Annotated in this window: 20 protein-coding genes; 11 read left to right on the forward strand and 9 right to left on the reverse strand. The window is 45.0% G+C overall.

Annotated elements, in window-relative coordinates; all coding sequences use genetic code 11:
• The first annotated feature begins 233 nt into the window (after positions 1-233).
• The 6 genes from ACESTD_RS15075 to folE all read left to right on the forward strand — a co-directional run bounded on the left by ACESTD_RS15075 (position 234) and on the right by folE (position 5015).
• Positions 234-1103 (forward strand): peptidoglycan DD-metalloendopeptidase family protein, encoded by an 870-nt coding sequence (locus tag ACESTD_RS15075; protein WP_373158974.1) that lies wholly within the window; start codon positions 234-236, stop codon positions 1101-1103.
• A 109-nt stretch (positions 1104-1212) separates the two neighbouring features.
• Positions 1213-1755 carry a DUF1599 domain-containing protein gene (locus tag ACESTD_RS15080; protein ID WP_005829969.1) on the forward strand — a complete coding sequence of 181 codons (543 nt, stop codon included), beginning with the start codon at positions 1213-1215 and terminating at the stop codon, positions 1753-1755.
• Positions 1745-3037, forward strand: coding sequence for a BT_3928 family protein (locus tag ACESTD_RS15085; RefSeq protein ID WP_373158975.1), 1293 nt, complete (start codon positions 1745-1747; stop codon positions 3035-3037). Before ACESTD_RS15080 ends, ACESTD_RS15085 begins: the two co-directional genes overlap by 11 nt.
• Positions 3038-3102: 65 nt before the next feature.
• Complete coding sequence (gene tpiA, locus ACESTD_RS15090; RefSeq protein WP_373158976.1) at positions 3103-3858, forward strand: triose-phosphate isomerase; 756 nt, start codon at positions 3103-3105, stop codon at positions 3856-3858.
• Positions 3859-3959: 101 nt separating this feature from the next.
• On the forward strand, positions 3960-4418 hold the full coding sequence (locus ACESTD_RS15095; protein ID WP_005829980.1) for an SPOR domain-containing protein: 459 nt from the start codon (positions 3960-3962) through the stop codon (positions 4416-4418).
• 9 nt (positions 4419-4427) lie between these two features.
• Positions 4428-5015 carry a GTP cyclohydrolase I FolE gene (gene folE / locus ACESTD_RS15100; protein ID WP_005829983.1) on the forward strand — a complete coding sequence of 196 codons (588 nt, stop codon included), beginning with the start codon at positions 4428-4430 and terminating at the stop codon, positions 5013-5015.
• Positions 5016-5037: 22 nt separating this feature from the next.
• Here folE and dnaG read toward each other — a convergent pair whose 3' ends face one another.
• From dnaG to recJ, 9 genes are all read right to left on the reverse strand, one after another.
• Positions 5038-7140 (reverse strand): DNA primase, encoded by a 2103-nt coding sequence (gene dnaG, locus ACESTD_RS15105; RefSeq protein ID WP_373158977.1) that lies wholly within the window; start codon positions 7138-7140, stop codon positions 5038-5040.
• Positions 7141-7227: 87 nt separating this feature from the next.
• Positions 7228-8001 carry a prephenate dehydrogenase/arogenate dehydrogenase family protein gene (locus ACESTD_RS15110; RefSeq protein WP_008664194.1) on the reverse strand — a complete coding sequence of 258 codons (774 nt, stop codon included), beginning with the start codon at positions 7999-8001 and terminating at the stop codon, positions 7228-7230.
• Positions 8002-8086: 85 nt separating this feature from the next.
• On the reverse strand, positions 8087-9154 hold the full coding sequence (locus tag ACESTD_RS15115; protein ID WP_005829998.1) for a bifunctional 3-deoxy-7-phosphoheptulonate synthase/chorismate mutase type II: 1068 nt from the start codon (positions 9152-9154) through the stop codon (positions 8087-8089).
• 215 nt (positions 9155-9369) lie between these two features.
• A complete protein-coding gene (locus ACESTD_RS15120) occupies positions 9370-10551 on the reverse strand; it encodes a pyridoxal phosphate-dependent aminotransferase (protein WP_022401362.1) in 1182 nt (393 codons plus the stop codon).
• Complete coding sequence (locus ACESTD_RS15125) at positions 10526-11374, reverse strand: prephenate dehydratase (RefSeq protein WP_005830004.1); 849 nt, start codon at positions 11372-11374, stop codon at positions 10526-10528. Before ACESTD_RS15125 ends, ACESTD_RS15120 begins: the two co-directional genes overlap by 26 nt.
• Before the next feature lie 293 nt (positions 11375-11667).
• Positions 11668-12417, reverse strand: a complete 750-nt coding sequence (locus ACESTD_RS15130) for an endonuclease/exonuclease/phosphatase family protein (RefSeq protein WP_034522804.1) — start codon at positions 12415-12417, stop codon at positions 11668-11670.
• A gap of 21 nt (positions 12418-12438) precedes the next feature.
• Positions 12439-13398, reverse strand: a complete 960-nt coding sequence (locus tag ACESTD_RS15135; protein ID WP_005833337.1) for a tetratricopeptide repeat protein — start codon at positions 13396-13398, stop codon at positions 12439-12441.
• 113 nt (positions 13399-13511) lie between these two features.
• Entirely contained in the window at positions 13512-15422 is a 1911-nt protein-coding gene (locus ACESTD_RS15140; RefSeq protein WP_373158979.1) for an ATP-dependent DNA helicase RecQ, read from the reverse strand.
• A 210-nt stretch (positions 15423-15632) separates the two neighbouring features.
• Positions 15633-17348, reverse strand: a complete 1716-nt coding sequence (recJ, locus tag ACESTD_RS15145; RefSeq protein WP_005833333.1) for a single-stranded-DNA-specific exonuclease RecJ — start codon at positions 17346-17348, stop codon at positions 15633-15635.
• A gap of 195 nt (positions 17349-17543) precedes the next feature.
• Between recJ and yaaA the strand changes: the two genes are divergently transcribed.
• From yaaA to ACESTD_RS15170, 5 genes are all read left to right on the forward strand, one after another.
• Positions 17544-18317: a peroxide stress protein YaaA gene (yaaA, locus tag ACESTD_RS15150; protein WP_005830017.1), complete on the forward strand. Its 774-nt coding sequence runs from the start codon at positions 17544-17546 to the stop codon at positions 18315-18317.
• 147 nt (positions 18318-18464) lie between these two features.
• Complete coding sequence (locus ACESTD_RS15155) at positions 18465-19460, forward strand: phosphatidylinositol-specific phospholipase C (protein WP_005833330.1); 996 nt, start codon at positions 18465-18467, stop codon at positions 19458-19460.
• Positions 19461-19543: 83 nt separating this feature from the next.
• A complete protein-coding gene (locus ACESTD_RS15160) occupies positions 19544-20368 on the forward strand; it encodes an ROK family protein (RefSeq protein ID WP_005833328.1) in 825 nt (274 codons plus the stop codon).
• 173 nt (positions 20369-20541) lie between these two features.
• Entirely contained in the window at positions 20542-23724 is a 3183-nt protein-coding gene (locus ACESTD_RS15165) for a TonB-dependent receptor (protein ID WP_005833326.1), read from the forward strand.
• Positions 23725-23746: 22 nt separating this feature from the next.
• Complete coding sequence (locus ACESTD_RS15170; RefSeq protein WP_117749093.1) at positions 23747-25384, forward strand: RagB/SusD family nutrient uptake outer membrane protein; 1638 nt, start codon at positions 23747-23749, stop codon at positions 25382-25384.
• Positions 25385-25523 lie beyond the last annotated feature (139 nt).

The raw sequence follows: 25523 nt of genomic DNA on the forward strand, positions 1-25523 counted from the left end.
GTTGTAAAACATGTTTGCTTGTAAATCTCCTATCTATAGGGGATTAAGACATCTTTGCGAGCTTTACAGTTTCCTCCTCTTCGAAAAAATAGTTAATGACTGATGTCGTTTTTCAGAGAGAAATGTTACCTTTGGGAGAATTTTTGAAAATCAATCTGGATATTCGCGTAGAACAAGTGGTGTTTGATTTGCCGAGATGCTTGCAACGGATATCAAAATGAATGACGAAACGGATGAATTTTAATTGGATAAAAACTGCTTTATTGGCTGCGACGGCAATGGTTAGCTTGAATTCTTTCTCGCAAGACCTGATTGCCCGCCAGGCCCCCATCGACAGAAAACTTAAGAGTGTAGATTCACTGGCTTTGCAAAAACAGATACGTGCGGAACAATCATTGTATCCGGGTTTGGATTTGTATCCCAACTGGAATAACGAATTCGTACAAGCCTATGGCAATGCGATTGTGCCTGAGAGCTATACATTTGATTTGACCGGTTTTTGTATGCCTACTCCCAATACCCGTATCACAGATGTATTCGGTTACCGTCCCCGGAGAAGAAGAGCTCATTATGGTTTGGATATCAAGGTGTATGTAGGCGATACAATCCGTGCGGCTTTTGATGGAAAAGTACGCGTTGTCAAGAATCAAGGTCGTCGTGGATACGGCAAATACGTCGTTATTCGTCACGACAATGGCTTGGAAACAGTTTACGGACACTTGTCTAAACAATTAGTTGATACAAACCAGTTGGTAAAAGCCGGCGAACCGATTGCATTGGGAGGAAATACCGGACGTTCTACCGGTTCACACCTTCACTTTGAAACCCGTTTCTTGGGTATTCCCATCAATCCTGCGCTTATGTTTGATTTTGAAAAGCAGGATATCGTAGCTGATTCCTATACTTTCCATAAGACAAAAGGCTCTTCCGGTACGGCGTGTAGCATGGCATCGGGTGAAGGTCTGTTCTATAAGGTAAAGAAGGGAGACACATTGGGACGGATTGCAGCACGTCAGGGAACCTCCATTGACAAGCTTTGCAAACTGAACAGAATTACGCGTAAAACAATCCTGAGGCCGGGACAAGTATTGCGCTGCTCATAAAAACGTAAACAATCTCTATAGAGGAGGGTACTTTAATAGATTTTAGAGTGCCCTCTTTTTCTTTTTCTTTAATTATTCCTATCTTTGCAGCGCACTGTGAAAAAAGGAAATGAAAGATACCAAGCAACAATTTGAACATGTCATTGCGGTTTGCCGTGACTTGTTCTCTAAAAAACTTCATGATTACGGTCCGGCGTGGCGCATTCTTCGTCCGTCTTCCGTAACAGATCAGATATTCATCAAAGCCAACCGTATCAGAAGTATTGAAACGAAAGGGGTGACTTTGGTAGACGAAGGCATCCGTTCTGAATTCATAGCTATTGTCAACTATGGAATTGTAGGGCTGATACAGTTGGAACTTGGTTATGCCGAAGCTGCCGATATGACCAATGAAGAGGCATTGGTGCTGTATGACAAATATGCCAAAACCTCTTTGGAGTTGATGCTTGCCAAAAATCATGATTATGATGAGGCTTGGCGTAGTATGCGTATCAGTTCGTATACGGATTTAATATTGATGAAGATTTACCGGACAAAGCAGATTGAAAGCTTGTCCGGGGAGACTTTGGTTTCGGAAGGTATTGATGCCAATTATATGGATATGATTAACTATTCCGTATTCGGCTTAATTAAGATTGAATTTGGAGATTGACAAGAAACATATTGTCGGGAAAGTTTGGGTGAACCTCTGCCGTTTTCTGCTGGGGGCTTTGTTCATATTTTCCGGATTTGTGAAAGCTGTTGATCCGTTGGGTTTCTTCTATAAAATTCAGGATTACCTGACGGCTTTCGGCATGATTTCCTGGTTTCCTTCTTATGCGCCCTTGCTGGTAGGGATAGTGTTGTCTGCCATAGAGTTCAGTGTAGGTGTTTTCTTGTTTTTGGGTATACGCCGGAAGGTGGCATCTGCATTGGCATTATTGCTGATGGTTGTAATGACTCCGCTGACACTTTATCTGGCTTTGGCGAATCCGGTATCCGACTGCGGATGCTTCGGTGATGCGTGGATATTGACCAATTGGCAGACTTTCGGCAAGAACGTAGTATTGTTGGTGGCGGCAGTATCTGTATTCAAGTGGCAGGATTTACTGGTACGTTTCATTACTCCGAAGATGGAGTGGATGATTTCCATGTATACGTTTCTATTTGTGTTTGCGTTGTCCTTCTATTGCCTGGAGAATTTGCCGATACTTGATTTCCGACCTTACGGAATTGGAGCGAATATCAAGGCGGGCATGGAAATTCCGGAAGGTGCTAAACCAAGCGTGTTTGAAAGCCGGTTCATTTTGGAAAAAGGAGGAAAGCGTCAGGAATTTACATTGGATAACTATCCGGACAGTACATGGACGTTTGTAGAATCGCGTACGATACTGAAGGAAAAAGGTTATGAACCTCCCATTCACGATTTTTCCATGATGAGTCTGGATACATGGGAAGATATAACGGACAGCGTACTGTCGGATAAAGGATATACGTTTCTGCTGGTTGCCCATCGGATAGAAGGAGCGGACGACAGTAACATCGACCTTATCAATGAAATATACGATTACAGTGTGGAGCATGGTTATGGCTTTTATGCCTTGACTTCATCTCCGGAAGACGAGATAGAATTGTGGCGTGACAAGACTGGAGCAGAATACCCTTTCTGCCAGACAGATGATATTACGCTGAAGACCATTATCCGTTCAAATCCCGGTTTGCTGTTGGTAAAGGACGGAACAATTTTGAATAAGTGGAGTGACAACCGGCTGCCTGATGAATATGTGCTGACCGATAGCCTGGACAAGTTGGAATTGGGCAAGCAGAAGCAGGAAAGTGACTTACAAACAATAGGCTATGTGTTGCTGTGGTTCATCCTTCCTCTGATGATGGTGCTTTGTGTCGATATTTTAGTCGTAAGGCGCCGGGAGAAACAACGCCTCAGACAACAATAGTATCAAATAGTAAATAGTAAATTGTCAAATAGTAAATACATTAACCCTTTTAATAATAAAACAAAATGAGAAAAAACATTGTTGCAGGAAACTGGAAAATGAACAAAACCCTCCAAGAGGGTATTGCTCTTGCAAAAGAACTGAATGAAACATTGGCTAACGAAAAGCCTAACTGTGATGTAATCATCTGTACTCCGTTTATCCACCTGGCATCTGTTACTCCTTTGGTAGACGCTGCCAAGATTGGTGTAGGTGCAGAAAACTGTGCAGACAAGGAGTCAGGCGCATATACCGGCGAAGTATCAGCTGCTATGGTTACTTCTACTGGTGCAAAATATGTCATTCTGGGTCACTCTGAACGTCGTGCTTACTATGGTGAAACAGTTGCTATTCTGGAAGAAAAAGTAAAATTGGCTTTGGCTAACGGTCTGACTCCGATTTTCTGTATCGGTGAGGTATTGGAAGAACGTGAAGCAAACAAGCAGAATGAAGTGGTAGCCGCTCAGCTGGCTTCTGTATTCTCTTTGTCTGCCGAAGATTTCTCTAAGATTATTTTGGCTTACGAGCCGGTTTGGGCTATCGGTACCGGTAAGACTGCTACTGCAGAACAAGCACAGGAAATCCACGCTTTCATCCGTTCCTTGATTGCTGAAAAGTATGGTAAGGAAATTGCTGACAACTGCTCTATCCTTTATGGTGGCAGCTGTAAGCCTTCTAATGCAAAGGAACTGTTTGCCAACCCGGATGTTGACGGCGGTCTGATTGGTGGTGCTGCCTTGAAGGTTTCTGACTTCAAGGGTATCATCGATGCCTTTAATTAAATAGTTGAAAGCTGAAAGTTGAAAATGGATTGCATGTCGTATCTGCATAACTGTTTTCCATTTTCAGCTTTCCATTTTCCGTTATATAAAGATATTGACTCATGAAAAAGCTTGGTTTACTTTTGGTTGCATGTTTCGCTTTTGCAACGATTTCTGTAGCGCAGAATAATATTGTGAAAAGCCTGGAACGTAATGTGCCGGGACAAGGCAAGGTGACTATCCATCAAGATGCACGCATTGCGGCATTGATAGGTTCGGAGTATGTTCCTGCCGGTTCGGATGAGCAGAAAGTGATTAAAAGTTCGGGTTACCGCATACAAGTTTATGCAGGGAATAATACCCGTCAGGCCAAGAACGAAGCTTATGCGGTAGCTACCCGCATCAAGGAACATTTTCCCGAACTTACAGTTTATACCTCTTTCAATCCCCCCCGTTGGCTGTGCCGTGCAGGAGATTTCCGCAGTATCGAAGAAGCGGATGCCATGATGCGTCAGTTGCGGGCTACTGGTGTATTCAAGGAAGTTTCTATCGTGAAAGAGCAGATAAACATCCCCTTATAAAGAATTATCATGTTAGGAAAAGAAGAAATTGTATCTCCTTCATTAGATGAATTGAAGGAACATTATCACCGCATCCTTACTCTGTTGGGTGAAGATGCCGGACGTGAAGGTTTGCAGAAGACACCTGAACGGGTGGCGAAGGCCATGTTGTCGTTGACGAAAGGGTATCATATGGACCCGCACGAGGTACTCCGTTCAGCCAAGTTTCAAGAAGAATACAGTCAGATGGTGATTGTGAAAGACATTGATTTCTTCTCGCTTTGCGAACATCACATGCTTCCCTTCTACGGAAAGGCACATGTGGCATATATTCCTAACGGCTACATTACCGGACTGAGCAAGATAGCCCGCGTAGTGGATATTTTCTCTCACCGCCTGCAAGTGCAGGAACGTATGACTCTCCAAATAAAAGAGTGTATTCAGGAGACGCTGAATCCGCTGGGGGTTATGGTTGTTGTGGAAGCCAAACACATGTGCATGCAGATGCGCGGAGTAGAGAAACAGAACTCCATTACCACTACATCCGATTTTACCGGAGCATTCAACCAAGCGAAGACCCGCGAGGAATTTATGAATTTAATCAGGCATAATTCTTGACGGAGAACTCCCCGAATTGAATTTAAAAATTCAGGATGACTCTGTCTCCCAGCCGCTTTGCCATGATGCTTTTTACTTTGTTCAATTCGTTGTAGCGCTCCATGATGCTGTTACACTGGGTTTCATCATTGGCTATGGCAGGGTTCTGTAACGCAAATAGGGTATGCTTCAATTCTTCGCAGACGATGGCATATTTGAAGTTTATCATTAACCGTGGAATTAGCTCATAGAGGCGTTCTTCGTCCGTCACCATTTGTTCTATCTGTGATTTCCTTAACTGATAGCGGTTGCTGATAAGCTCCACGCTCAGCTTGCTGATGACGGGGTCGGGATGCGCCACAAAATACCGTTCGGCGGTAAAACCCTCATTGTGGATACGTTCGGCAGCCTCTGTCAGGATTTGCCGGTGAAGCGGATTGTGGAAGGCAAGTTCGTCTTCTTTTAAATCATTGACTATATATTCAGTTACAGTGATAGGGGTTTCCTGCCCCTCTTCATTGGTGACATTGCACATCACCCGCTCACCATAGAGCACTACCATCTTCAGAATAAGTCGTTCGTATTTATAGAACTCCTGGCCCTCCTTGCCCTCCTGTGGGATGAAGGATACATATTCTTCCTCGGGTGGAAAAGGTGGAGGTGTTTCGGAAGGGAGACCGGCAGGCAGTGATTGGGACGGATAGCCAGCTTGTTGTGCGTCGGGGCTGGTAGCTGTAGCTGCAGTATGACTGCCATTGACACCTGCTTCTGCATTGGCTCTTGCGGCATTGGCCGACCGACGCTCGCGTTCTGCTCGCTCAGCTTGTTGCTCGGCTTGCTTTTCGCGACGCTTGGCAACCTCAGAAACCAGCAGTTTATCTTCTACGTGCAATAATTGGGCGCACTCCTTGATATAGACATCACGCACAATGGCTTCGGGAATGATGGAAATGCTCTGCACAAGGTTTCCGATAAACTCGGCACGCTTGATGGGGTCTTTTCCTGCATCTTCCAGCAACAGATTGGTTTTGAAGCGGATAAAGTCCGTTTCATTCTCTTGTATGAAGGCCTGGAACTCCGTCGCATTGTGTTTGCGTGCAAAGGAGTCCGGGTCGTCACCGTCGGGCAGGAGGCAGACTTTGACGTTCATGCCTTCTTCCAGCAACATATCAATACCTCGGATAGAGGCCTTTATACCGGCAGCGTCACCGTCGTAGAGCACTGTCATATTGTTGGTGAAACGATGAATCATCCGGATTTGTCCGGGTGTCAATGCCGTGCCCGAAGAGGCAACCACATTCTCTATGCCCGATTGGTGCATGGAAATGACATCCGTATAACCTTCGACCAGAAAGCAACGGTCTTGTTTCACAATGGCTTGTTTGGCAAAATATATGCCATACAGTTCATTGCTTTTATGATAAATTTCCGATTCAGGCGAGTTGACGTACTTCACCTTGACGCCTTTGGTGGCGCCGGCAAGCACACGTCCCCCGAAAGCCACCACCTTGCCGGAGAGAGTGTGTACCGGAAAGATGACCCGCCCCCAGAAGCGGTCGCGCAGTCGGTGGTCGTCCGTCTCGTAGCAGAGGCCGGTCTTGACAAGATAATCCTTTTTATAGCCTTTTTTCAAAGCTTCCTGGGCAAGGGCATCGTGGCTCTCGGTACAATAGCCCAACTGGAACTTCTCGATGATGTCATCCCGGAAGCCGCGGCTGCGGAAATAGGCCATGCCGATACTCTGTCCGTCTACGTGGTTCTTTAGGATATTCTGGAAGTAGTCACGGGCAAAGTTGTTCACAATGAAGAGGCTTTCCCGTTCGCTCTGTGCTATCTTCTCCTCGCTGGATAGTTCGCGTTCTTTGATTTCAATGCCGTATTTTTTTGCGAGATATTTCAGCGCCTCAGGATAAGACATCTGTTCGTGCTCCATGATGAAATGCACTGCATTTCCTCCTTTTCCGCAGGCAAAGCACTTGCAGAGCCCTTTGGCGGGGGATACATAGAAAGAAGGGGTTTTGTCATCGTGGAAGGGACACAGTCCTACATAATTCACGCCGCGTTTGCGCAGGGTAACGAAGTCCGATACGACATCGTATATTTGTGCGGCATCGAGAATTCTGTCTATAGTGGGTTGGTCTATCATGAAAGCGGTTCTATTAACAGTGCAAAGATAAAAAAAATCCCTCGTTGAGGACGAGGGAACCTGATGTTTTCACAATGGACATTTTTTCTATTTAATCTTTTCTCTGATTTTGGTCAGATACTTCTTCATGCCTTCCGCATCCTTGTTGTTGATGATTTCCAGCAGATTCTTCAGTTCCAGGCGGATGTTCTCCACTTGTGAGGGAGTGCGCGGGTTGAAGAGAATTTCTTGGAGCAAGTAGTCATCTTCACTCAGCAGTCCTTTGGCAATAGCCATGTGCTTCTTGAATGTAGTGCCTGGAGCTTCCTGGTGTTTCATTACCGCTGCAAACACGAAGGTGGATACAAACGGAATGGACAGCGAATAGGCTACAGTCTCATCATGCTCGTCGAATGTATATTCGAAGATGTTCAGTTTCATTGTCTGGTAGAGGTCCTTGAAGAAGATTTTTCCCAAGTGGTCACCTTCGCTGATGATGATCGCATTCTCTGTATTCAGATTGCTGAGACTGGCAAAAGTAGGGCCGAACATGGGATGTGTCGATACATATCGGAAACCGCTTTCTTCGTAAAATTTCTTCAATCCGGTCTTTACCGAAGCAATGTCACTGATGATGCAGTCCTTAGGCAGTACTGGCAGCACTTGGCGGAAGGCGTCCAGTGTGTATTTCACCGTAGCGGCATTGATGACCAGTTCCGGCTCGAACTCCTTGATTTCCTCCAATGTAGTGAAGCGGTAGGTGTTGTAGACAAAACGCAGTTGGTGCGGGTTGACATCGAACACAGCCGTCTCGTGCTGGAAACTCAATATATCTGTAAAGAAAGAGCCCATTTTTCCGGCCCCAAGTATAAGTATTCTCATGATGTTTAATGTGCTAATGTGCTAATGTGCTTATTGCCATGCGGCATCACTGCGCAGCCAATAAGCACATTGGCACATTAAATAATTACTTATTTATAATTTCCATTTGTTGCCTCACACTTTCTTCGTGTATCGCCTCAAATACCTTTTTGATGAATTCAGCATCCATGCCACACAATGCGCCTTGCGAGCCGCGTTTCTCGAGGATTTCGTTGTAGCGTCCGGTTTGCAGGATGGTCATGTCATGCTCTTTTTTGTATGTACCGATTTCACGTGCCACACGCATCCGTTTGGCCAGCTCCTGAATAAGATTGTTGTCGCATTCGTCTATCTGCTTGCGCAATTCGCTGAGGTTCTCGGTGCTTTGTGTTTCCTTGCGGATGACCAGCAGGTTGAGGATGTAATCCAGCACATCCGGGGTGACTTGCTGGGCTGCATCGCTCCAGGCACAGTCCGGGTTGCAGTGGCTCTCGATAATCAGTCCGTTGAAGCCCAAATCCATAGCTTGCTGGCAGAGTGGAGCAACCAGTTCGCGCTTTCCACCTATGTGGCTGGGGTCACAGATAATAGGAAGGTTGGGAATTCGGCGGCGCAGCTCAATGGGGATATGCCATTGGGGCAAGTTACGGTAGAGCTTTTTGTCATAGCTGCTGAATCCGCGGTGGATGGCACCCAGGCGTTTCAAGCCTGCATTGTTGATACGTTCCAAAGCTCCAATCCACAGCTCCAGGTCAGGATTTACCGGATTCTTCACCAGTACCGGGATATCTACGCCTTTCAGTGCATCGGCAATTTCCTGTACGGCGAAAGGATTGGCGGTGGTACGTGCACCTACCCAAAGAAGGTCAATTCCGGCTTTCAGGCATTCGTATACATGTTTGGCGGTAGCAACTTCTGTTGAAACGTACATGCCGGTTTCTTTCTTTACCTCCTTCAGCCATGCAAGGCCGTCTACGCCTACTCCTTCGAAGCCGCCCGGTTTGGTGCGCGGTTTCCAGATGCCGGCACGGAATAGCTTGAGGCCTTTGTCTGCCAATTGTTTGGCGGTGCTCATTACTTGTTCTTCGGTTTCGGCACTGCAGGGGCCGGCTATTACCATAGGGCGTTTGTCTTCAACACCAGGTAATGTGATAGGTTCTAATTCGAGTTCCATATTCTTTATTTGTTTAATAATATTCTTTAATTATGCTTTTTCTTCCTTGTGACGTTTCCCCCCTTTTCAGAAGACCTTCTGAGCAAGGTCCCGGAGATTTAGTAAAACGTCGGAGAAGATTTACTAAATCGTTCCTCCCGTTTTAGTAAATCTCCGGTGGAGTTTTAGTAAACGGGATTCCGGCTTTAGGGTGTTCATCTCTTACTTGTAAGCATTTATTTCATGTCCTTGATACGCTTCAATGCTTCTGCCAGTTTATTGTCCTTACAGCAGAGGGAGATGCGGATATATCGTTTCCCGTTACTTCCGAAGATAAATCCGGGAGTAATGAACACTCTGGCTTTATGCAGCACGTGTTCAGTCAGTTCTTCCACGTCTGTACAGCTGTCGGGTATCTTGCCCCAGAGGAACATGCCTACCTGGTTTTCGTCGTAGGTGCAACCCAGGGTATGCATGATTTCTCCTGCCAACTGACGGCGGTTGCGGTAATTCGCGTTGTTGCCGTCATACCAGTCTTGCTCTGCTTCCAGGGCAGTGGCGGCTGCCAGTTGCATGGCACGGAACATACCGCTGTCGATGTTGCTCTTTACTTTCAATATCCATTGCACGAAGTCGGCATTCGAGGCAAGCATGCCGATACGCCATCCCGGCATGTTGTGGCTTTTGCTCATGGAATTGAATTCTATGCAGCACTCTTTGGCACCCGGAATGCTGAGGATGCTGATGGGATGTTCGTTCAGGATGAAACTGTAGGGGTTGTCGTTTACGATGACGATGTCCTTGCGGCGTGCGAAGTCCACCAGTTTCCGGTACAGTTCCGGTGTTGCGTTCGCCCCGGTGGGCATATTGGGATAGTTGGTCCACATCAGTTTTACACGGCTCATGTCCATCCGTTCCAGCTCGTCGAAGTCGGGCATCCAGCCGTTTTCTTCTTTCAAGTTATAGTTCACGACCTCGGCACCCAGAATCTTGCTTAATGAAGTATAGGTGGGATAGCCGGGATTGGGAACCAATACTTGTTCACCGGGGTTGACAAAGGCCAGCGTCACGTGCAGGATGCCTTCTTTGGAGCCGATGAGCGGTTGTATCTCTGTGTTGGGATTCAATGCTACACCGTACCATTTTTTGTACCAGTCCGCAAAACCGCGGCGCAGTTCGGGGATACCTACGTAGGGCATGTAACCATGTCCGTCCGGATTGCAGGCAGCTTCGCAAAGTGTCCGGATTGTCTTTTCGGAAGGCGGCATGTCGGGGCTTCCGATTCCCAGACTGATGACATCCATTCCTTCGGCATTCATTTGTGCCACTTCTTTCAGCTTCTTCGAGAAGTAGTATTCGCTTACGCTTGCCAGGCGGTCGGCAGGCTTTATTCTACACGTTTGATTTTCCATCTTCATATTCTCCTAATATTTTCAGTTCTTTGGTCAGCGGTGTGATGGCCGCAATGGATTGTTTATATCTCAGTACATTGTCGAAGACGACATCTACGTAAAACTGGTATTCCCATTCACGCCCGATGATGGGCAGTGATTGTATCTTGGTCAGGTTGATGCGGTAGAAAGACAAAATAGACAATACCTGGGAAAGGCTTCCTTCAGTATGGGGAAGTGTGAATACCATGCTTGCCTTGTTGACGTCCTTGCTGCGATGCCGGTTCAGTTCATCTACTTGCCAAGGGTCGGCTACGACCAGGAAACGGGTGAAGTTATGTTTGTTGGTTTCGATACCTTCCTGCAGGACCTTCATGCCATAACGCTCTGCAGCAGCTTTGGAGCAGATAGCTGCATGGCCTTTCAGATGTTCCTGTTGGATGATTTCGGCACTGCGGGCGGTATCTTCGCCTTCCACCACTTTGATTCCGGGGTGTTGTCCCAGGAATTCACGGCATTGCATCAGGGCGATAGGGTGGGAGTTGACTTCGGTAATATCATCCCAGTCTTCATCGGGCAGGCAGACAAAACTATGGGAAATACGTAGCTTGTACTCGCCGACAATCTGTGCGCCACTTTGGCGTAATAGCTCATTGTTATGCAGCAAACTGCCTGCAATGGTGTTTTCTATTGCCAGCATTCCTATGGTCTGACTGTCTTTTTTGATGGCACCGAACACGTCTTCAAAGTTGGCGCAACAGATTAACTCTATTTCTTCTCCTTCGAAGTACTTGTGTGCGGCGATGTCGTGATACGAGCCTAATGTTCCTTGAATGGCTACCTTTTTCATTATTTTTATTTTCTTGGTTATGCTATAAAAAAAATCCCGCTTCCATACGATGGAGCGGGATTCTGTATATTTACTTGTTTCTCTATTCAGTCCTTAAGCATCACTGTCACTTGATACATACAAACTCCCGCTCTACTTTCTGGCTAAAGTAAAAGTAAAAAAAGAAGTAATATGCATAAGTAAATGACTTCATACTTGTATTCTCTGTTTTTGAATTACGTGACAAAAGTAATGCTTTTCTTTTATATACAAACAAAAAACAATGTTTTTTTTAGGGATAGTAGCAATTTAACTTATTTCCCTTTAACTTGTACAATGACTTGAACCGGACGATGGTCGGATGAAATGGTGTCTTCTATGACTTTCCGGTATTGTACGTCAAACCGATACCCATTCTTGGAATAGCCGTAGATGTAGTCTATACATCGGTTGGGACGGTCTGCCGGGAAAGTATAAGAGGTTGTGTCATTGAGGGTGGCAAAATGTTTTGCCAATTCCAGCTGGGGAGCGCTTGCTGGTGCAGAGTTCATGTCGCCTGCCATAAAGATGGGCTTATCGACGTTTTGCAAGGCTTTTTCTATCAATGGTACGGCAAGGAACTGGTCTTCTGGAGTGAGGGACTGGTGTGTGGCACAAAATACATAATCTTTAAATTCTGCAATAATGAGGGTACGTTTTTCTTCCCGTCCGGGCATTGGAATGATTTTGTATTTTATGGGTATCTCTCTGGAGAGGATTCCGATGCCGTAGCTTCCACCCTGAAAAGGAATGGCTGCTGCATAAGTCCCGTGCATTCCGGTCAGTTTTTCTAGTTCTCCGAGAGCATGGATTCCTTTGTTGCGCACCGTAACACTGTCAAGTTCCTGCAGGGCGACTATGTCCGGAGAAGTTTGACTGATAACATTGGCAATGCGTCGGTAATTGTACTCCTTGTCCATACCGATGCAATTATGTACGTTATAGGACAATATGTTCACTTGCTGTGCATGGGCAGGTGCGAACATCAGTACAAAAAGTACTGATAGAAATAAATTTCGTTTCATTGGCGGCAATAATTGAATTTGTTATAATCCTAGGATATTACCGGTACTTCCCCCCGGTTGGTTACCATATTGTCCGTTAAAGTTCTGTATCTCTTTAGGATTGAGTTCCAGTCCTTTCTTCATGTCTTCTGCAGAACCTTCCTTGTCGCCGTTCAGCAACTTGGCACGTCCGCGCTCATGATAGGCCTCTGCGAAATTAGGGTTCAGTTCTGTGGCTTCCGTAAAGAGCTCGATGGCTTCTGCCAGCTTGTTTTGGGTGATGTAAAGCTGTCCTAAGTAGAGGAAGGCTTGTTCGTTGAAGGGATTCAACTCCGTCACTTTCTGATAGCTGCTTTCTGCTTTTTCTTTGTTTCCCGTAGCTTCTTCTATCTTTCCGCGGAGCAAGATGGCACTTTCGTCTTCCGGGTCTTGTGCCAGAATGGTGTCTATGTCTTCCATCGCTTCCTTGTATTGCTGCATTTGGACCAGTGCTTCGGCACGGAGCAGACGTGCTTCGATGAAATCATCTTTCAGTACGATGGCTTTCGTAAGATGAGCGATGCACATGATGCCGTCCCCTTGCCCATTGTCTGCTTTGCCTAGCAGGTAGTGTGCCATGGCGTTGCCTTCTTCTATTTCGATAGCTTTCTTTGCCGCTCCTGCCATGGCGGGATAGTCTTCCTGCATGTAGCATACGTTGGCTAGACTGAGGTAGGTGGAGGTATGTTCCGGCTCTATTTCGGTCATACGTTCCAGCAGTTTGTGTGCCTCGTCCAGTTCGTTGGTCTGGGTGTAGACTTGGGCAAGGTAGCCCATGGTCTCAAAGTCTTCCTGAATGGCAAGGGCTTCAGTGAAGCATTTGATGGCGTAGTCTGTACGGCCCATGCGTTGTGCACGCATACCGTCATACTTGAATATCTCAAAATTCTTCTGCTCGTTTTTTTGTTTCTCATTTGCCGGACTGTCTGACTTGCCGGAGAAAAAAGATTTAAAGAATCCCATAGGTGATTAAAAATTAAAGAATTAAAAATTAAAAAGGAAAAGGAGGGGCATGGCTGATAAGAGATGTTCCTCTCAGCGGCAGGACATTCTTTTCCAACGGCAAAAGTAATGAATTATTTTTTGATTTGAAGCATTCCGTTGACAGCAATTACCTTACCTTCGTCCAACAATTCATGTAACACATCGATGAGCATGTTTTTATCGTCCGGTATCTGTTCTGCCAAAGTGGCTGGAGTTTGTGGTTTATCAGATAGGGCTTGAAGAATCTTTCCAGAAAGTTCCTTTTCCGAAAGGTGGCCGGAAGGTTTCTTGTTCTTCAAATTGATGCAAGTGTCGCACTGCCCGCAGTTATGCTCGTTCTTCTCTCCGAAGTAGTGTAGCAGCATTCGACTACGGCACACGGTATCGCTGCTCACGTAATCCAGCATGGCACTTATGCGTTTCTCATACCGCTCTTTGCGTTCCTCGTACACGGCGGGAGAGATTTGCAGGTGGCGCATTTCAACCCTCTCTCGCGTGTATATTATATATGGTGTCTTTTTGCGGGGGATGTAACTGACGATACGTAGCTTGGCTAGGTGGATGAGCTGTTCATACACTTGCCGGCGTGTGAGTCCAGTGCGTATGGCCAGTGAATCTTCATTGATGAAAGCATGGTCTGTGAAGACCCCGGTATAGGAGCGGAGAATGGTTTGGATGAGTTTGTCCATATCTTCGCCGAGCTCTCTCAGTTTATAAAGTTCGTCTCGACGGATAGTGAACAGTAGCCGGGATGCATTGTCTTGTTCGTCTGTATATTCCAGGTATCCCGCTTGTGTCAGAATCTTCAAGGCACTGTCCACGGGAACGGGGAAGTACTTGAACTTTCGGCAAAAGTCTTCTATATTGAACTCGCGTACACAGCCTTGTCCGTCTCCCATTGCCATCTGGTAATAGTATTGAAGATGCTCATATACTTCCTTTATATACTCTTTTTCAGGAAAGGTGTCGGGAATGCGTTTGTGCAGTGTTGCCTTATCCGACTTGGCGTAAAGGATGACCGCGTAGGCTTTTTGTCCGTCCCTTCCGGCACGTCCTGCTTCCTGGAAGTAGGCTTCTATGGAATCGGGCAGGTCCATGTGGATGACAATCCGTACATCCGGTTTGTCGATACCCATACCGAATGCATTGGTGGCGACCATGACGCGGCTTTCTCCCGTCTGCCAGCGTTGTTGGCGGATGTCTTTGGTGGCATCGTCCAGTCCGGCATGGTAGAAATCTGCGGTGATGCCTTCGTTGTGCAGCAGTTCGGTAATTTCCTTGGTGCGGCGGCGGTTGCGCACATAGATGATGGCGCTTCCGGGCATACGGCGCAGGATGTGCAACAGCTCTCCCGTCTTGTTTTCCGTCTTGCGGACGATATAGGCAAGGTTTTTGCGTTCGAAACTCATGCGGAACACATTTTCCTCACGGAAATGCAGACGGGCCTGGATATCTTTCACTACTTCCGGAGTGGCGGTGGCTGTCAATGCCAGGATGGGTACGCCGGGCAGAAGTTCGCGTATTTCGGCTATCTTCAGATAGGCGGGACGGAAATCGTAGCCCCATTGCGATATGCAGTGGCTTTCGTCTACCGTAATCATACTGATTTTCATCTTCTGCAGTTTGGTGCGGAAGATTTCAGTATCGAGCCTTTCGGGGGAGATATAGAGGAACTTGAAATTGCCGAATATACAGTTCTCCAGTGTGACGATGATTTCCTGCCTGCTCATGCCTGAGTAGATGGCAAGCGCCTTGATTCCCCGCTTTTTCAGGTTTTGTACCTGGTCTTTCATGAGGGCAATCAACGGAGTGATGACCAGGCAAAGTCCTTCTTTAGCAAATGCCGGAACTTGGAAAGTGATGGATTTTCCTCCTCCCGTGGGCATTAGTCCCAAAGTGTCCCGTCCCTCGGTAATGCTGTTGATGATATCTTCCTGGATTCCCCGGAAGGTATCGTATCCCCAGTATTGCTTCAGAAGCCTCACCCCCAATCCCTCCCCCATAGGGAGGGGAGTTTTGAAGTTACTACTGCTGCTCATGGTCTTATTGAACTTTCTTGCTACTTCTTATCGTTGAATTGATATTCTTTCCTTCTCTATGCTAATAGTAGTGATTACTAATCTTATAGCATCAACCAATTTTCATCATTTCCTTAATATAAGGAGACTATTCTTATTCCCCTCCCTGTGGGGGAGGGGTTAGGGGAGAGGCTTTCAGTTCGGCTTTATGTCTTCAATCTGCAACTGCACTTCACCCCTCTTATGAGTATTCTCTTCAATGGAATAGCAGATGTCGAAGGAACGTTTGGTCTTGATGAAGCGTACGTGGGAACTTTGCCCGAAAGCGATGCCGTTCATTACATTGTTCGATTTATTATCCACCAGTTCTAGCTTGATATGTTCCTGGTCGCGGCCTACGACTTTGCTGGTACCATAATCATAGACATTGTGCGTACAGAAAATGGGTTTGGCATTGTCCGGTCCGAATGGATTGAATTTCTTCAAGTCGCTGAAGAATTTCGGAGTGATGTCTCTGAAATCAATCTCGGCATTGATGTCGATGACGGCGCATGTCTGTTCCGGCAGGATATTTTGTGATACGAACTCTTCGAAGCGTTCGATAAAGGCCGGTACATTTTCCACCTTCATGGAAAGACCGGCGGCGTAGGTATGACCTCCGAAGTTTTCCAGAAGGTCGCGGCAGTATTCAATGGCTTTGTAGACATCGAATCCGGAGACGGAACGGGCAGATCCGGTTGCCATGTCATCCGTACGTGTCAGTACTACTGCCGGCCGGTAATAGATTTCCGTCAGCCGGGAGGCTACGATGCCGATGACGCCTTTATGCCAGTCTTCATTGTACAATACGATGGAACGTCGGTCGGCAAGTCCGTCCAGGTCAGCTACAATCTTGTTGGCCTCCTCGGTCATGGTCTTGTCCAAGTCCTTGCGTGTCTCGTTGTATTGGTTGATTTGTCCGGCTTTCTCCAGGGCAAGAGAGAAATCTTTTTCAGTAAGCAAGTCAACAGCTTCTTTCCCGTTCTGGATACGTCCGGAGGCGTTGATGCGGGGACCTATTTTGAATACAATGTCACTGACGGTGATGTCCTTGTCCGTCAGTCCGCAGACATCAATGATTGCTTTCAGGCCTACGCTGGGATTACTGTTCAACTGCTTCAAACCGTGGTAGGCGAGAATGCGGTTTTCACCCATAATGGGGACAATATCCGATGCGATACTGACGGCGCAGAGGTCCAGTAAAGGGATAAGGTGATGGAACTCGATACCGTTGTTGAGGGCAAATGCCTGCATGAACTTAAAGCCTACACCGCATCCGGACAGATGTTCATAAGGATAGGTGTTGTCTTCCCGTTTGGCATTCAGAATGGCTACAGCAGGGGGCAGTACATCATCGGGGACATGATGGTCGCAGATGATGAAATCAATGCCTTTCTCCTTGGCGTATGTGATTTCTTCGACGGCTTTGATACCGCAGTCCAATACAATAATCAAACCTACACCACTCTCTGCGGCATAGTCTACTCCTTGGATTGAAACTCCATACCCCTCATTGTAACGGTCGGGGATATAGTAGTCGATGTTCGAATAGAACTGTTGAATAAACTTGTAGACCAATGCCACAGCCGTGGTACCGTCTACGTCATAATCTCCATAAACAAGAATGCGCTCTTTCTTTCCCATTGCCTTGTTCAGGCGCTCTACGGCTATATCCATATCCTTCATCAGGAATGGGTCGTATAAGTCCGGTAGTTGGGGGCGGAAAAACTTCCGGGCATCCGCTGCCGTTGTTATTCCCCGCTCCACCAGCAATTTTCCCAATATTGGGCTAATTCCCAATTCTTGGGCCAGTTGTTGGCTTGCTTCTGCCTGTTCGGGTGTAATGGGTTGATAATTCCATTTGTGAGTCATTTTATATATTATTTTTTCTTTTTCTATCTCAAGATGTTGGGGAAGTAGAGGGGGGCAATACGTGCACTTTTCTCCAACAAGGTGTAAAGGTATGAAAAACTCTTGAAACGGAGGTGAATTCTGCGGAAAAACTTTATAAGTATATGTATTCTCCACTAAAAAACTTTATTTTTGTATCCATTAAAAAATATCGCTATGCTTGTTTTTATCTCTTGTGCAAAGACCATGGCAGCGCGCTGCTCTGTTGTCGTGCCCGAAGTCACAGTCCCGAAATTCGAAACGGAGGCTGTGCGGAATGCGTTGGAAATGTCGCAGTATTCAGTATCCGAATTGGAAAGGCTTCTTCGGGTGAATACCAAAATTGCTGCCGAGAACCGTTTGCGTTTTCATGATTTCTGTTCGGAGGAGAATCGTTCGATGCCAGCCGTTTGCGCCTACACGGGAGCTGTTTTTAAACGCATTCTTCCGAAAGATTTTTCAGCGGAGGATTTTCGTTATGCGCAAGAACATCTACGTATCACTTCTTTTCTTTATGGGTTGCTTCGCCCGCTGGACGGTATCAAACCCTATCGTTTGGAAGGAGATGTCCGTTTGCCCGAAAAAGGTGGAATATCCATGTTTGATTATTGGAAGCCTTTGTTGACGGATTACTTCATAGAGGAAATTAAAAACTGTGGCGGTGTTCTCATTAATTTGGCAAGTGCTGAAATGAAAGATTTGTTCGACTGGAAGCGGGTGGAGCAAGAGGTGCGTGTTATTACGCCCGAGTTTCAAGTTTGGAAGGCCGGACAGCCGAAGACTGTCGTTATCTATGCCAAGATGTGTCGCGGAGAGATGACGCGTTTTATTGTCAAGAACCGTCTGGAGTGTCCTGAGGAGTTGAAATCCTTTTCTTGGGAGGGCTTCGTCTGGGATGAGATACGCAGTACGGAGAATGTATGGCATTTTTCGTTAGGTACATTTATGTAATGAAAAGGTACATTACGTTTGGCTCAGATGTTACTATATGTTGCTTTCGATGTTTGCGCAAAATGAAGAACTAAATACGCAATTTAGGATGAGGGAAAAGAATGAACTCTCTACATTTGCATGCAGTAAACTTAAAAGCAATATACTATGAAGAGAAACGGATTAAGAACAGTTGTTGTATTAGCTTTGACCATATTTCTATTGAATGCTCCGGTTTGTGCTACAGCTTCCAGATTGCAGGATACTTGTGCGGAGGCGCGGGATGAGGTTGCACTGCGGCCTGAGTGGATGAGGATTCTCCATGATACGCTTCCTATATGTAAGATTTCTATTCCTGGTTCACACGATAGCGGTAGTATCAAAGGAGGGCATATGTTGAAAACACAAGCAACAGATATTCCTGCTCAATTACGGCAAGGCATCCGTGCTTTCGATATCCGTTTGGAAAAGAAGGGTAATAAACTGGGGGTGTTTCACAGTCATGCCTTTCAGGATATATATTGGGAAGATGATGTTTTACCTGCTTTTATACACTTTCTGCAAACATATCCTTCTGAGACTTTGATTGTTTCCTTGAAAAAGGAAGGGGGAGAATTGCGGGATTATGCTTCTCTGCTGTCCGTTTCTTTAAGCAGCCCTGAGTATCAAAGTTATTTCGTGATGGACTTTCGCCCTGAACTGACGCTGAAAGATTGCCGTGGAAAGATTCTTTTCCTGCATAGGGATCATGCTATGGATAATTATCCTGGAGCAGCATGTGTAGGTTGGGAGGATGACAGTACTTGCCTGCTCACTCTTCGCAATAAAGATGGTAAGGAAGGAGTGGCTTTGCTCGAAGATAAATATCAATATGAATCGGGTGAGGAGGCCGGGAAGAAGGTAGGGGTTTGTGTCCGTAATATTGAAGGGATGTCTGCTGAGCCGGTTTCCTCACGTCGGTGGGGAATTACTTTTGTAAGTGCGACGGGGCTGCCCTTGGGAACCCCTAAAGTCTTTGCTGATAAGGTAAACAAGCCTATTGCTGACTATTTAAAACAAAAGAATAGCCGGAATTGCGGTATTGTTTTTATCGATTTTGTCAGTGAACCTGGAGGAAAAGATTTGGTGGAATATTTGATTGACAGTAATGTTTGCGCAAAATGAAGATTTATATGCGCAATTGGGAATACTGAAAAAAAAACATTTTCTTAATTTTGCACATGTTGAACACCTTAATGTTATATACTATGAAACTGTCAATAGATTTAGGAGGAACCAATATTCGAATAGCCCAAGTGGAAAAAGGGAACTGCTTGAATAAAGTGTCGGTTCCATGTTTAGCTCAGCAAGATGCTTCTACTGTGCTAAACCAGCTTTCCCAGCTTATTCGGAATATGATGAATGAGCAGGTAGATGGTATCGGTATCGGTGTCCCTTCAATTGTTGATCCGGAGAAAGGAATTGTATATAATGTAGCAAATATATCTTCTTGGAAAGAAATACACTTGAAGGAGATTTTGGAGAACGAATTCAAGGTGGCAGTTGCCATTAATAATGATTCCAACTGTTTCACTTTGGGGGAGAGCCTATACGGCGAAGGAAAATCTTATACCAACATGGTAGGCGTTACTATTGGGACCGGAATTGGAGCTGGCGTTGTCATTGGCCGTCGTTTGTATGGTGGGCAATATATGGGAGCCGGTGAGATAGGCTCATTTCCTTATTTGGACTCTGATTTTGAACACTATTGCAGTAGTTTCTTGTTTAAACGTTATGGCACTACCGGTGCGGTAGTAGCTGAAAAAGCCCAGCAAGGAGAACAAGCTGCATTGGAGATTTGGAAAGAGTTTGGGAGGCATTTGGGTAATCTTATAAAGGCAATTCTTTTTGCCTATGCTCCCCAGGCTATTGTTTTAGGAGGCGGTATTGTATCGGCTTTTCCTTTCTTTAAAAATGCTATGGAACAAACAATGCAAAGTTTTCCCTACAAGATTATATCGGATAATGTGAGTGTGGTGGCTTCGCATCAAAAGGATTCCAGTTTATTGGGTGCTGCCGCTCTTCTTGAGTAATAATCCCTATACGGTTTGATTGAAAATAATAAATATTTTGCAGTTATATTATTTTACGCATAAATAAGGACTGTTAGAGAATTGTTCCTTTTGTAATAACTATGTAATTCTGCTTTCTGACCTTTGTGGCGGAATTATAATTTTCTATATTATAAACTTTAAATTTTGAATGCATGAAACAAGTAAATCTTAGAATCTATCGAACGATTCTGACCCTATTGTTGGGACTGTTCTTGTCGGCAGGTGCTTATGCACAGCAGATTTCTGTGAAAGGAACAGTAAAGGATCAGACTGGCGAACCTGTGATTGGTGCCAATGTGTTAGTAAAGGGGACGACTAATGGAGTGATTACGGACGTTGACGGAAACTTTAATGTTTCGGCCGATAAAAACGGCGTATTGGTAATCAGTTTTGTCGGCTATGTGACTCAGGAAGTACCAGTGGCAGAAAAACAAATGGTAATTGTGCTTAAAGAGGATACAGAACTTCTGGATGAGGTTGTTGTATTAGGGTATGGTGCGAATACACGTAAGCAGGACTTGTCTGCTTCAGTGGGTGTAGTAAGTAATACTGAAGAATTGGCTGCTCGCCCGGTAACTTCTACCGAAGGCATGCTGCAGGGACAGCTGGCAGGTGTTACCATTACGGCCGATGGTGGCGACCCAACTTCTTCTCCTAACATTGTGATTCGTGGTCAAGGCTCACAAGATGGAGACAATGTACTTTGGGTTGTGGACGGTGTTCCCGGTGCACCTATCTCATCCATGAATGATATTGAAAGTATCGTTGTTTTGAAGGATGCTGCTTCTGCTGCTATCTATGGCGCACAGTCTGGTGCAGGTGGTGTTGTGTTGGTAACTACCAAAAAAGCGAAACAAGGTGCTCCTTCGTTGACTTATGACGGCACTTTTGGTATTCGTCAGGCTACCAATTTGATAGAACCACTGAATGCGGAGCAGCAGATTGAGATGCGTAAGATATCTCATCAAAATGCAGGACTTTCGCTTCCAGTCGGTTGGGATGTTACCAAAAATCCATGGATAGGTACGACTCGTACTGATTGGATGGATGAGATTTTCCGCACTGCCTTCTACCAACGTCATAACGTAGCGTTGAATGTAGGTTCTGATAATTTTTCAAATCGTATATCTTTTGCTTACGATAATGATGAAGGTGTTTTGATTAATACTTTCAAGAAGAATCTTACATTACGTTATAATGGTAAAATGCAGCTGAACAAGTGGGTGAGCGTCAGTGAGGATTTTGTATGGCAGAACACTACCCAACGTTCCAAAGCTACGGATAACGATGCTTATACAGGACCTATCCTTTCGGCTATCTACATGCCGGCAAGTGCCACTGTCTATAATCCGTTGGACGGAAGTTATGGTGGTGTGACTACGGAAGATCCTGCCTATATTGAAAAATATGGTTCGAATTTCTCTGATATCCACGGGGATGCTGTAAATCCGGTACGTCTATTGGAAGCAGAGAATTTGTATGACAAGATAAGTGACATATGGAGCACTACCAGCTTGGAGATAGCTAATGTACTTCCTGGATTGAAGTTTACGAGTCGTTTTACTTATAATATGAAGACTAATCATTACAAGAAGTTCAATCCTATTCGTGATGAAGTAGGTAAACCGGCTTTGTCGAATAATCTTCAAGAAACTACTTACCGTAGAGATGCTTGGAAGACGGAAAATACCCTGACTTATGATAAGACATTCGGTGAACATACGGTTGGTGCCTTGTTCTCGACTACGGCAGATCATTCTGAAACGCGTGGACTGGAAGTGACGGGTAAGGATTTTGCGGATGAATCGGAATTTTTACAATACATGGCGTATGCAGGATCAGTGACAGCATCTGACTATTTGACTGGACCTGATGCCAATGTGTCGTTGATTGCCCGTTTGGCTTATTCTTATAATGACCGTTATTTTGCTACTGCATCTTGGCGTCGTGATTATGCTGGACGTTTGCCTAAGGAAAATAACTATGGTGATTTCCCTGCAGTGACCCTTGGATGGAAAATATCTAATGAAAAATTCTTTAAGAAGAGTGATTTTATCAGTTTGCTGAAATTGCGTGCTTCTTGGGGGCGTGTAGGTAATTTGAGCTCTATAGGGCTTAATTATAAGTCTGCTTTGTTGAAGAAAAGCTCGTGGACAGAACAAGCACAATATGGTCCTGAGGCAAATAATATCTGGAATACTTTGATTTACAACGGCTCTGCGTTAAATCCTGATTTGACCTGGGAAACTTCAGAACAGACTGACTTGGGCTTGGATGTTGAGATGTTTAAAAACCGTTTGTCGGTATCATTAGACTATTTTGATAAACGTACTTTTAATTTGATTCAGACACAATCAATGGGGTGGCCTTCTACTATGGGACTCGATGCCATGTTAATCAATCAAGGTGAAGTGCGTAACCGTGGCTTTGAGATTCAAGCTAATTGGAGCGATAAGATTAACAAAAACCTTTCTTATTTCGTATCGGGTAACTTCTCGTATTTAAAGAACTGGGTATCAGATATAGGTGTGAAGGATGCGGATGGCAATCCGGGTTTGTGGCCTAATGATAAAAGGTTCCGTAGCATCCCTTATATGATGCAGAGTACGGAAGGGGAACCTCTGAATTCCTTCTACTTGATTAAGACAGATGGTTTGTTCCAAAGTGATGCAGAAGTTGCCGAGTGGAATGCTAAACATGGAACATATGTGACCAATGATAATGGTGAAAAAGAGTGGGTAGGTATTCAGCCGAATGCCAAGGCTGGTGACTTGAAGTTTGTGGATCATAATGGCGATGGTAAAATTACGGATGCAGACCGTCAGTATATGGGTAGTGCGACTCCGAAGACGACTTTTGCCTTTACATTGGGAATGACGTGGAAAAAACTTTCTTTCAGTGCCATGTTCCAGGGAGTAGGTGGAGCAAAAGCTTTATATGTAGGAAAGTACATGCTGTTGAGTGATGTAGAAGGAAACTTTAACCGTTCCAGCGAGATATTGAATGCTTGGAGTCCTACAAATACCGGTTCTGATATTCCTCGTTTGTCAAAGAATGACCCGAATGGAAACTTTACGACTGCATCTGATTGGTATTTGGAGAATGCTTCTTATCTGCGTTTGAAGAATGTAACCCTTTCTTATGATTTAAGCGATGTATTCCGCAAGTGGTCTCATTTGAATGACCGTAACAGCCGTTTGTCTGTGTACTTCAGTGGTGAAAATCTTGCTACTATCACTGGATATTCTGGTATGGATCCTGAATGTGGTGGCTGGGATGCTTTGAAATATCCGGTATCTCGCGTATTATCTGTTGGTGTAAAATTGACTTACTAATAATTAATAGAGAAGAATGATTATGAAAAAAAATATATTATTTTTTGCGATGTCTGCCACATTGCTTATGAGTTCTTGCAGTGACTTCCTTGATGTGCAACCAGAGGGAGATGCTACTACAACGACTTATTTTACCAATGACCTGCAGGCTATTGATGCTGTAGATGCATTGTATGAAAGATTTCATCAGGAAGCTGTATATGGACGCGAACTGTTTTGGGAACAAGGTGCCGCGTGCGACGTTGTGTGGGGAAAGACCCGTGATTTTCCAACACTTGCTACATTGAAATATACAGGAGACGAATCCCCTTTGCGTACTATTTTTGATACTATGTACAAAGTGATGGCACGTTCCAACTGGGTAATACAAGAGTTGCTTAAGAAAGGGAAAAGCACCACTTTGAGTGATATTGAAAAGAGAAGTCTCGGTGAAGCTTACTTCACTCGTGGATGGGCTCATTTCTTGATCGCTTATCGTTACGGTCTTGATACACAAGGGGTACCTTTTGTCCGTTATGAAGATTTTGAAGGTGGCTATGACAATTCTATTCCTCCTCAGCAAGCTTCGGTCATCGATAATTATAAATTGATTATCTCGGATATGGACAAGGCAATAGAGTATTTGCCCCGTTTTGAAGAGTATGGAGATAATGATAGAGGACGCGCGCACGATGCGGCTGCAGTAGCTTTTAAAGCTAAAGTTTATGCTTATTGGGCAACTTGGGATGCTACACAATGGGGAAATGTAATCAGTATGGTCAATGAACTGGAAACTGCTTACGGACGTGATTTAGCCGGTACTTATGAAGAGTTGTTCTCTTCTGATTTCTCTAAATGGTGGAATAAAGAGTATATTTGGACTATTCCTGGAAATGGTGGCTCTCAAGGTGGCGGTTCGGAGTTTCCGGGAGTTGTCCTTGAGAACAAAGGCTGGGGACAGTATAATGGCTGGGGACAGAACAAGCCGTCTTATGATATTTACGAAGAGATGTTGAAAGACGGAGCTGGTAATGACCGTTTGGTTCGTACGGTTTTAGAGTATGGTCAGGAATTTCAATTCTTGGGTGAATCCCGTGCTTTTTATTCAAGCTCGGATATTGAATCCGGTTTTATGATTAATAAATACATGGATCCCTTTAAGTATGAAGATGCAGCCAATAAGGGGTATATCAATACAAACGGAGACTGGCCGACGGTACGTATTAATTTCCCGGTTATCCGTTTTGCAGAAATGTTACTTTTCCGTGCGGAAGCTTATTTGATGACTAATAAAGCGGACTTGGCTACGGCTGATTTGAATCGCATTCGTAAACGTGCTAATGTTGCATTATTGACGGGCACTGCTACTATGGCTGACCTATATCATGAACGCCGTTGTGAATTGGCATTTGAGTTTACAGACCATTTATATGATTTGAAACGCTGGTATCGCTCAGGCAATACTGAAATAAAGGCTTTGGCTGTTGCCGAATTGAATGCCCGTCCGCGCGTACGTCATTATGCCAACCGCCAGGACCCTGCTTCCACATTCGTTGTAGGTGAGTATGAGGATTATACGGATAAGATTGCTTATCAGGATTACATGATCGTATTCCCTTATCCTTCGGTTCAGATTACCAAATCTGATGGTAAGTTAAAACAGAATCCTCATTATGATTGATATTTTCTCTGAAAGAGATAAAATATAAAAAAAGACCTCATTGCCATTGGTCTAATCTGCAGGGGTTGGTATTTTCGGGTATTGATCCTTGCAGATATTTCTTCTTTTTCTTTCATTTGCAAAGGCTATTCATAAAATC

The sequence above is a fragment of the Bacteroides sp. AR20 genome (genome assembly GCF_964250605.1).
Classification (GTDB): domain Bacteria; phylum Bacteroidota; class Bacteroidia; order Bacteroidales; family Bacteroidaceae; genus Bacteroides; species Bacteroides uniformis.

Coding starts and splice junctions, on each gene's coding strand:
- ACESTD_RS15120 (WP_022401362.1), bottom strand. CDS start 10,551: ATGAAGATGGAAAATCAAACGTGTAGAATAAAGCCTGCCGACCGCCTG.
- ACESTD_RS15125 (WP_005830004.1), bottom strand. CDS start 11,374: ATGAAAAAGGTAGCCATTCAAGGAACATTAGGCTCGTATCACGACATC.
- ACESTD_RS15130 (WP_034522804.1), bottom strand. CDS start 12,417: ATGAAACGAAATTTATTTCTATCAGTACTTTTTGTACTGATGTTCGCA.
- folE (WP_005829983.1), top strand. CDS start 4,428: ATGTTAGGAAAAGAAGAAATTGTATCTCCTTCATTAGATGAATTGAAG.
- yaaA (WP_005830017.1), top strand. CDS start 17,544: ATGCTTGTTTTTATCTCTTGTGCAAAGACCATGGCAGCGCGCTGCTCT.
- tpiA (WP_373158976.1), top strand. CDS start 3,103: ATGAGAAAAAACATTGTTGCAGGAAACTGGAAAATGAACAAAACCCTC.
- ACESTD_RS15075 (WP_373158974.1), top strand. CDS start 234: ATGAATTTTAATTGGATAAAAACTGCTTTATTGGCTGCGACGGCAATG.
- ACESTD_RS15110 (WP_008664194.1), bottom strand. CDS start 8,001: ATGAGAATACTTATACTTGGGGCCGGAAAAATGGGCTCTTTCTTTACA.
- dnaG (WP_373158977.1), bottom strand. CDS start 7,140: ATGATAGACCAACCCACTATAGACAGAATTCTCGATGCCGCACAAATA.
- ACESTD_RS15095 (WP_005829980.1), top strand. CDS start 3,960: ATGAAAAAGCTTGGTTTACTTTTGGTTGCATGTTTCGCTTTTGCAACG.
- ACESTD_RS15170 (WP_117749093.1), top strand. CDS start 23,747: ATGAAAAAAAATATATTATTTTTTGCGATGTCTGCCACATTGCTTATG.
- ACESTD_RS15165 (WP_005833326.1), top strand. CDS start 20,542: ATGAAACAAGTAAATCTTAGAATCTATCGAACGATTCTGACCCTATTG.
- ACESTD_RS15115 (WP_005829998.1), bottom strand. CDS start 9,154: ATGGAACTCGAATTAGAACCTATCACATTACCTGGTGTTGAAGACAAA.
- recJ (WP_005833333.1), bottom strand. CDS start 17,348: ATGACTCACAAATGGAATTATCAACCCATTACACCCGAACAGGCAGAA.
- ACESTD_RS15140 (WP_373158979.1), bottom strand. CDS start 15,422: ATGGGGGAGGGATTGGGGGTGAGGCTTCTGAAGCAATACTGGGGATAC.
- ACESTD_RS15155 (WP_005833330.1), top strand. CDS start 18,465: ATGAAGAGAAACGGATTAAGAACAGTTGTTGTATTAGCTTTGACCATA.
- ACESTD_RS15160 (WP_005833328.1), top strand. CDS start 19,544: ATGAAACTGTCAATAGATTTAGGAGGAACCAATATTCGAATAGCCCAA.
- ACESTD_RS15135 (WP_005833337.1), bottom strand. CDS start 13,398: ATGGGATTCTTTAAATCTTTTTTCTCCGGCAAGTCAGACAGTCCGGCA.
- ACESTD_RS15080 (WP_005829969.1), top strand. CDS start 1,213: ATGAAAGATACCAAGCAACAATTTGAACATGTCATTGCGGTTTGCCGT.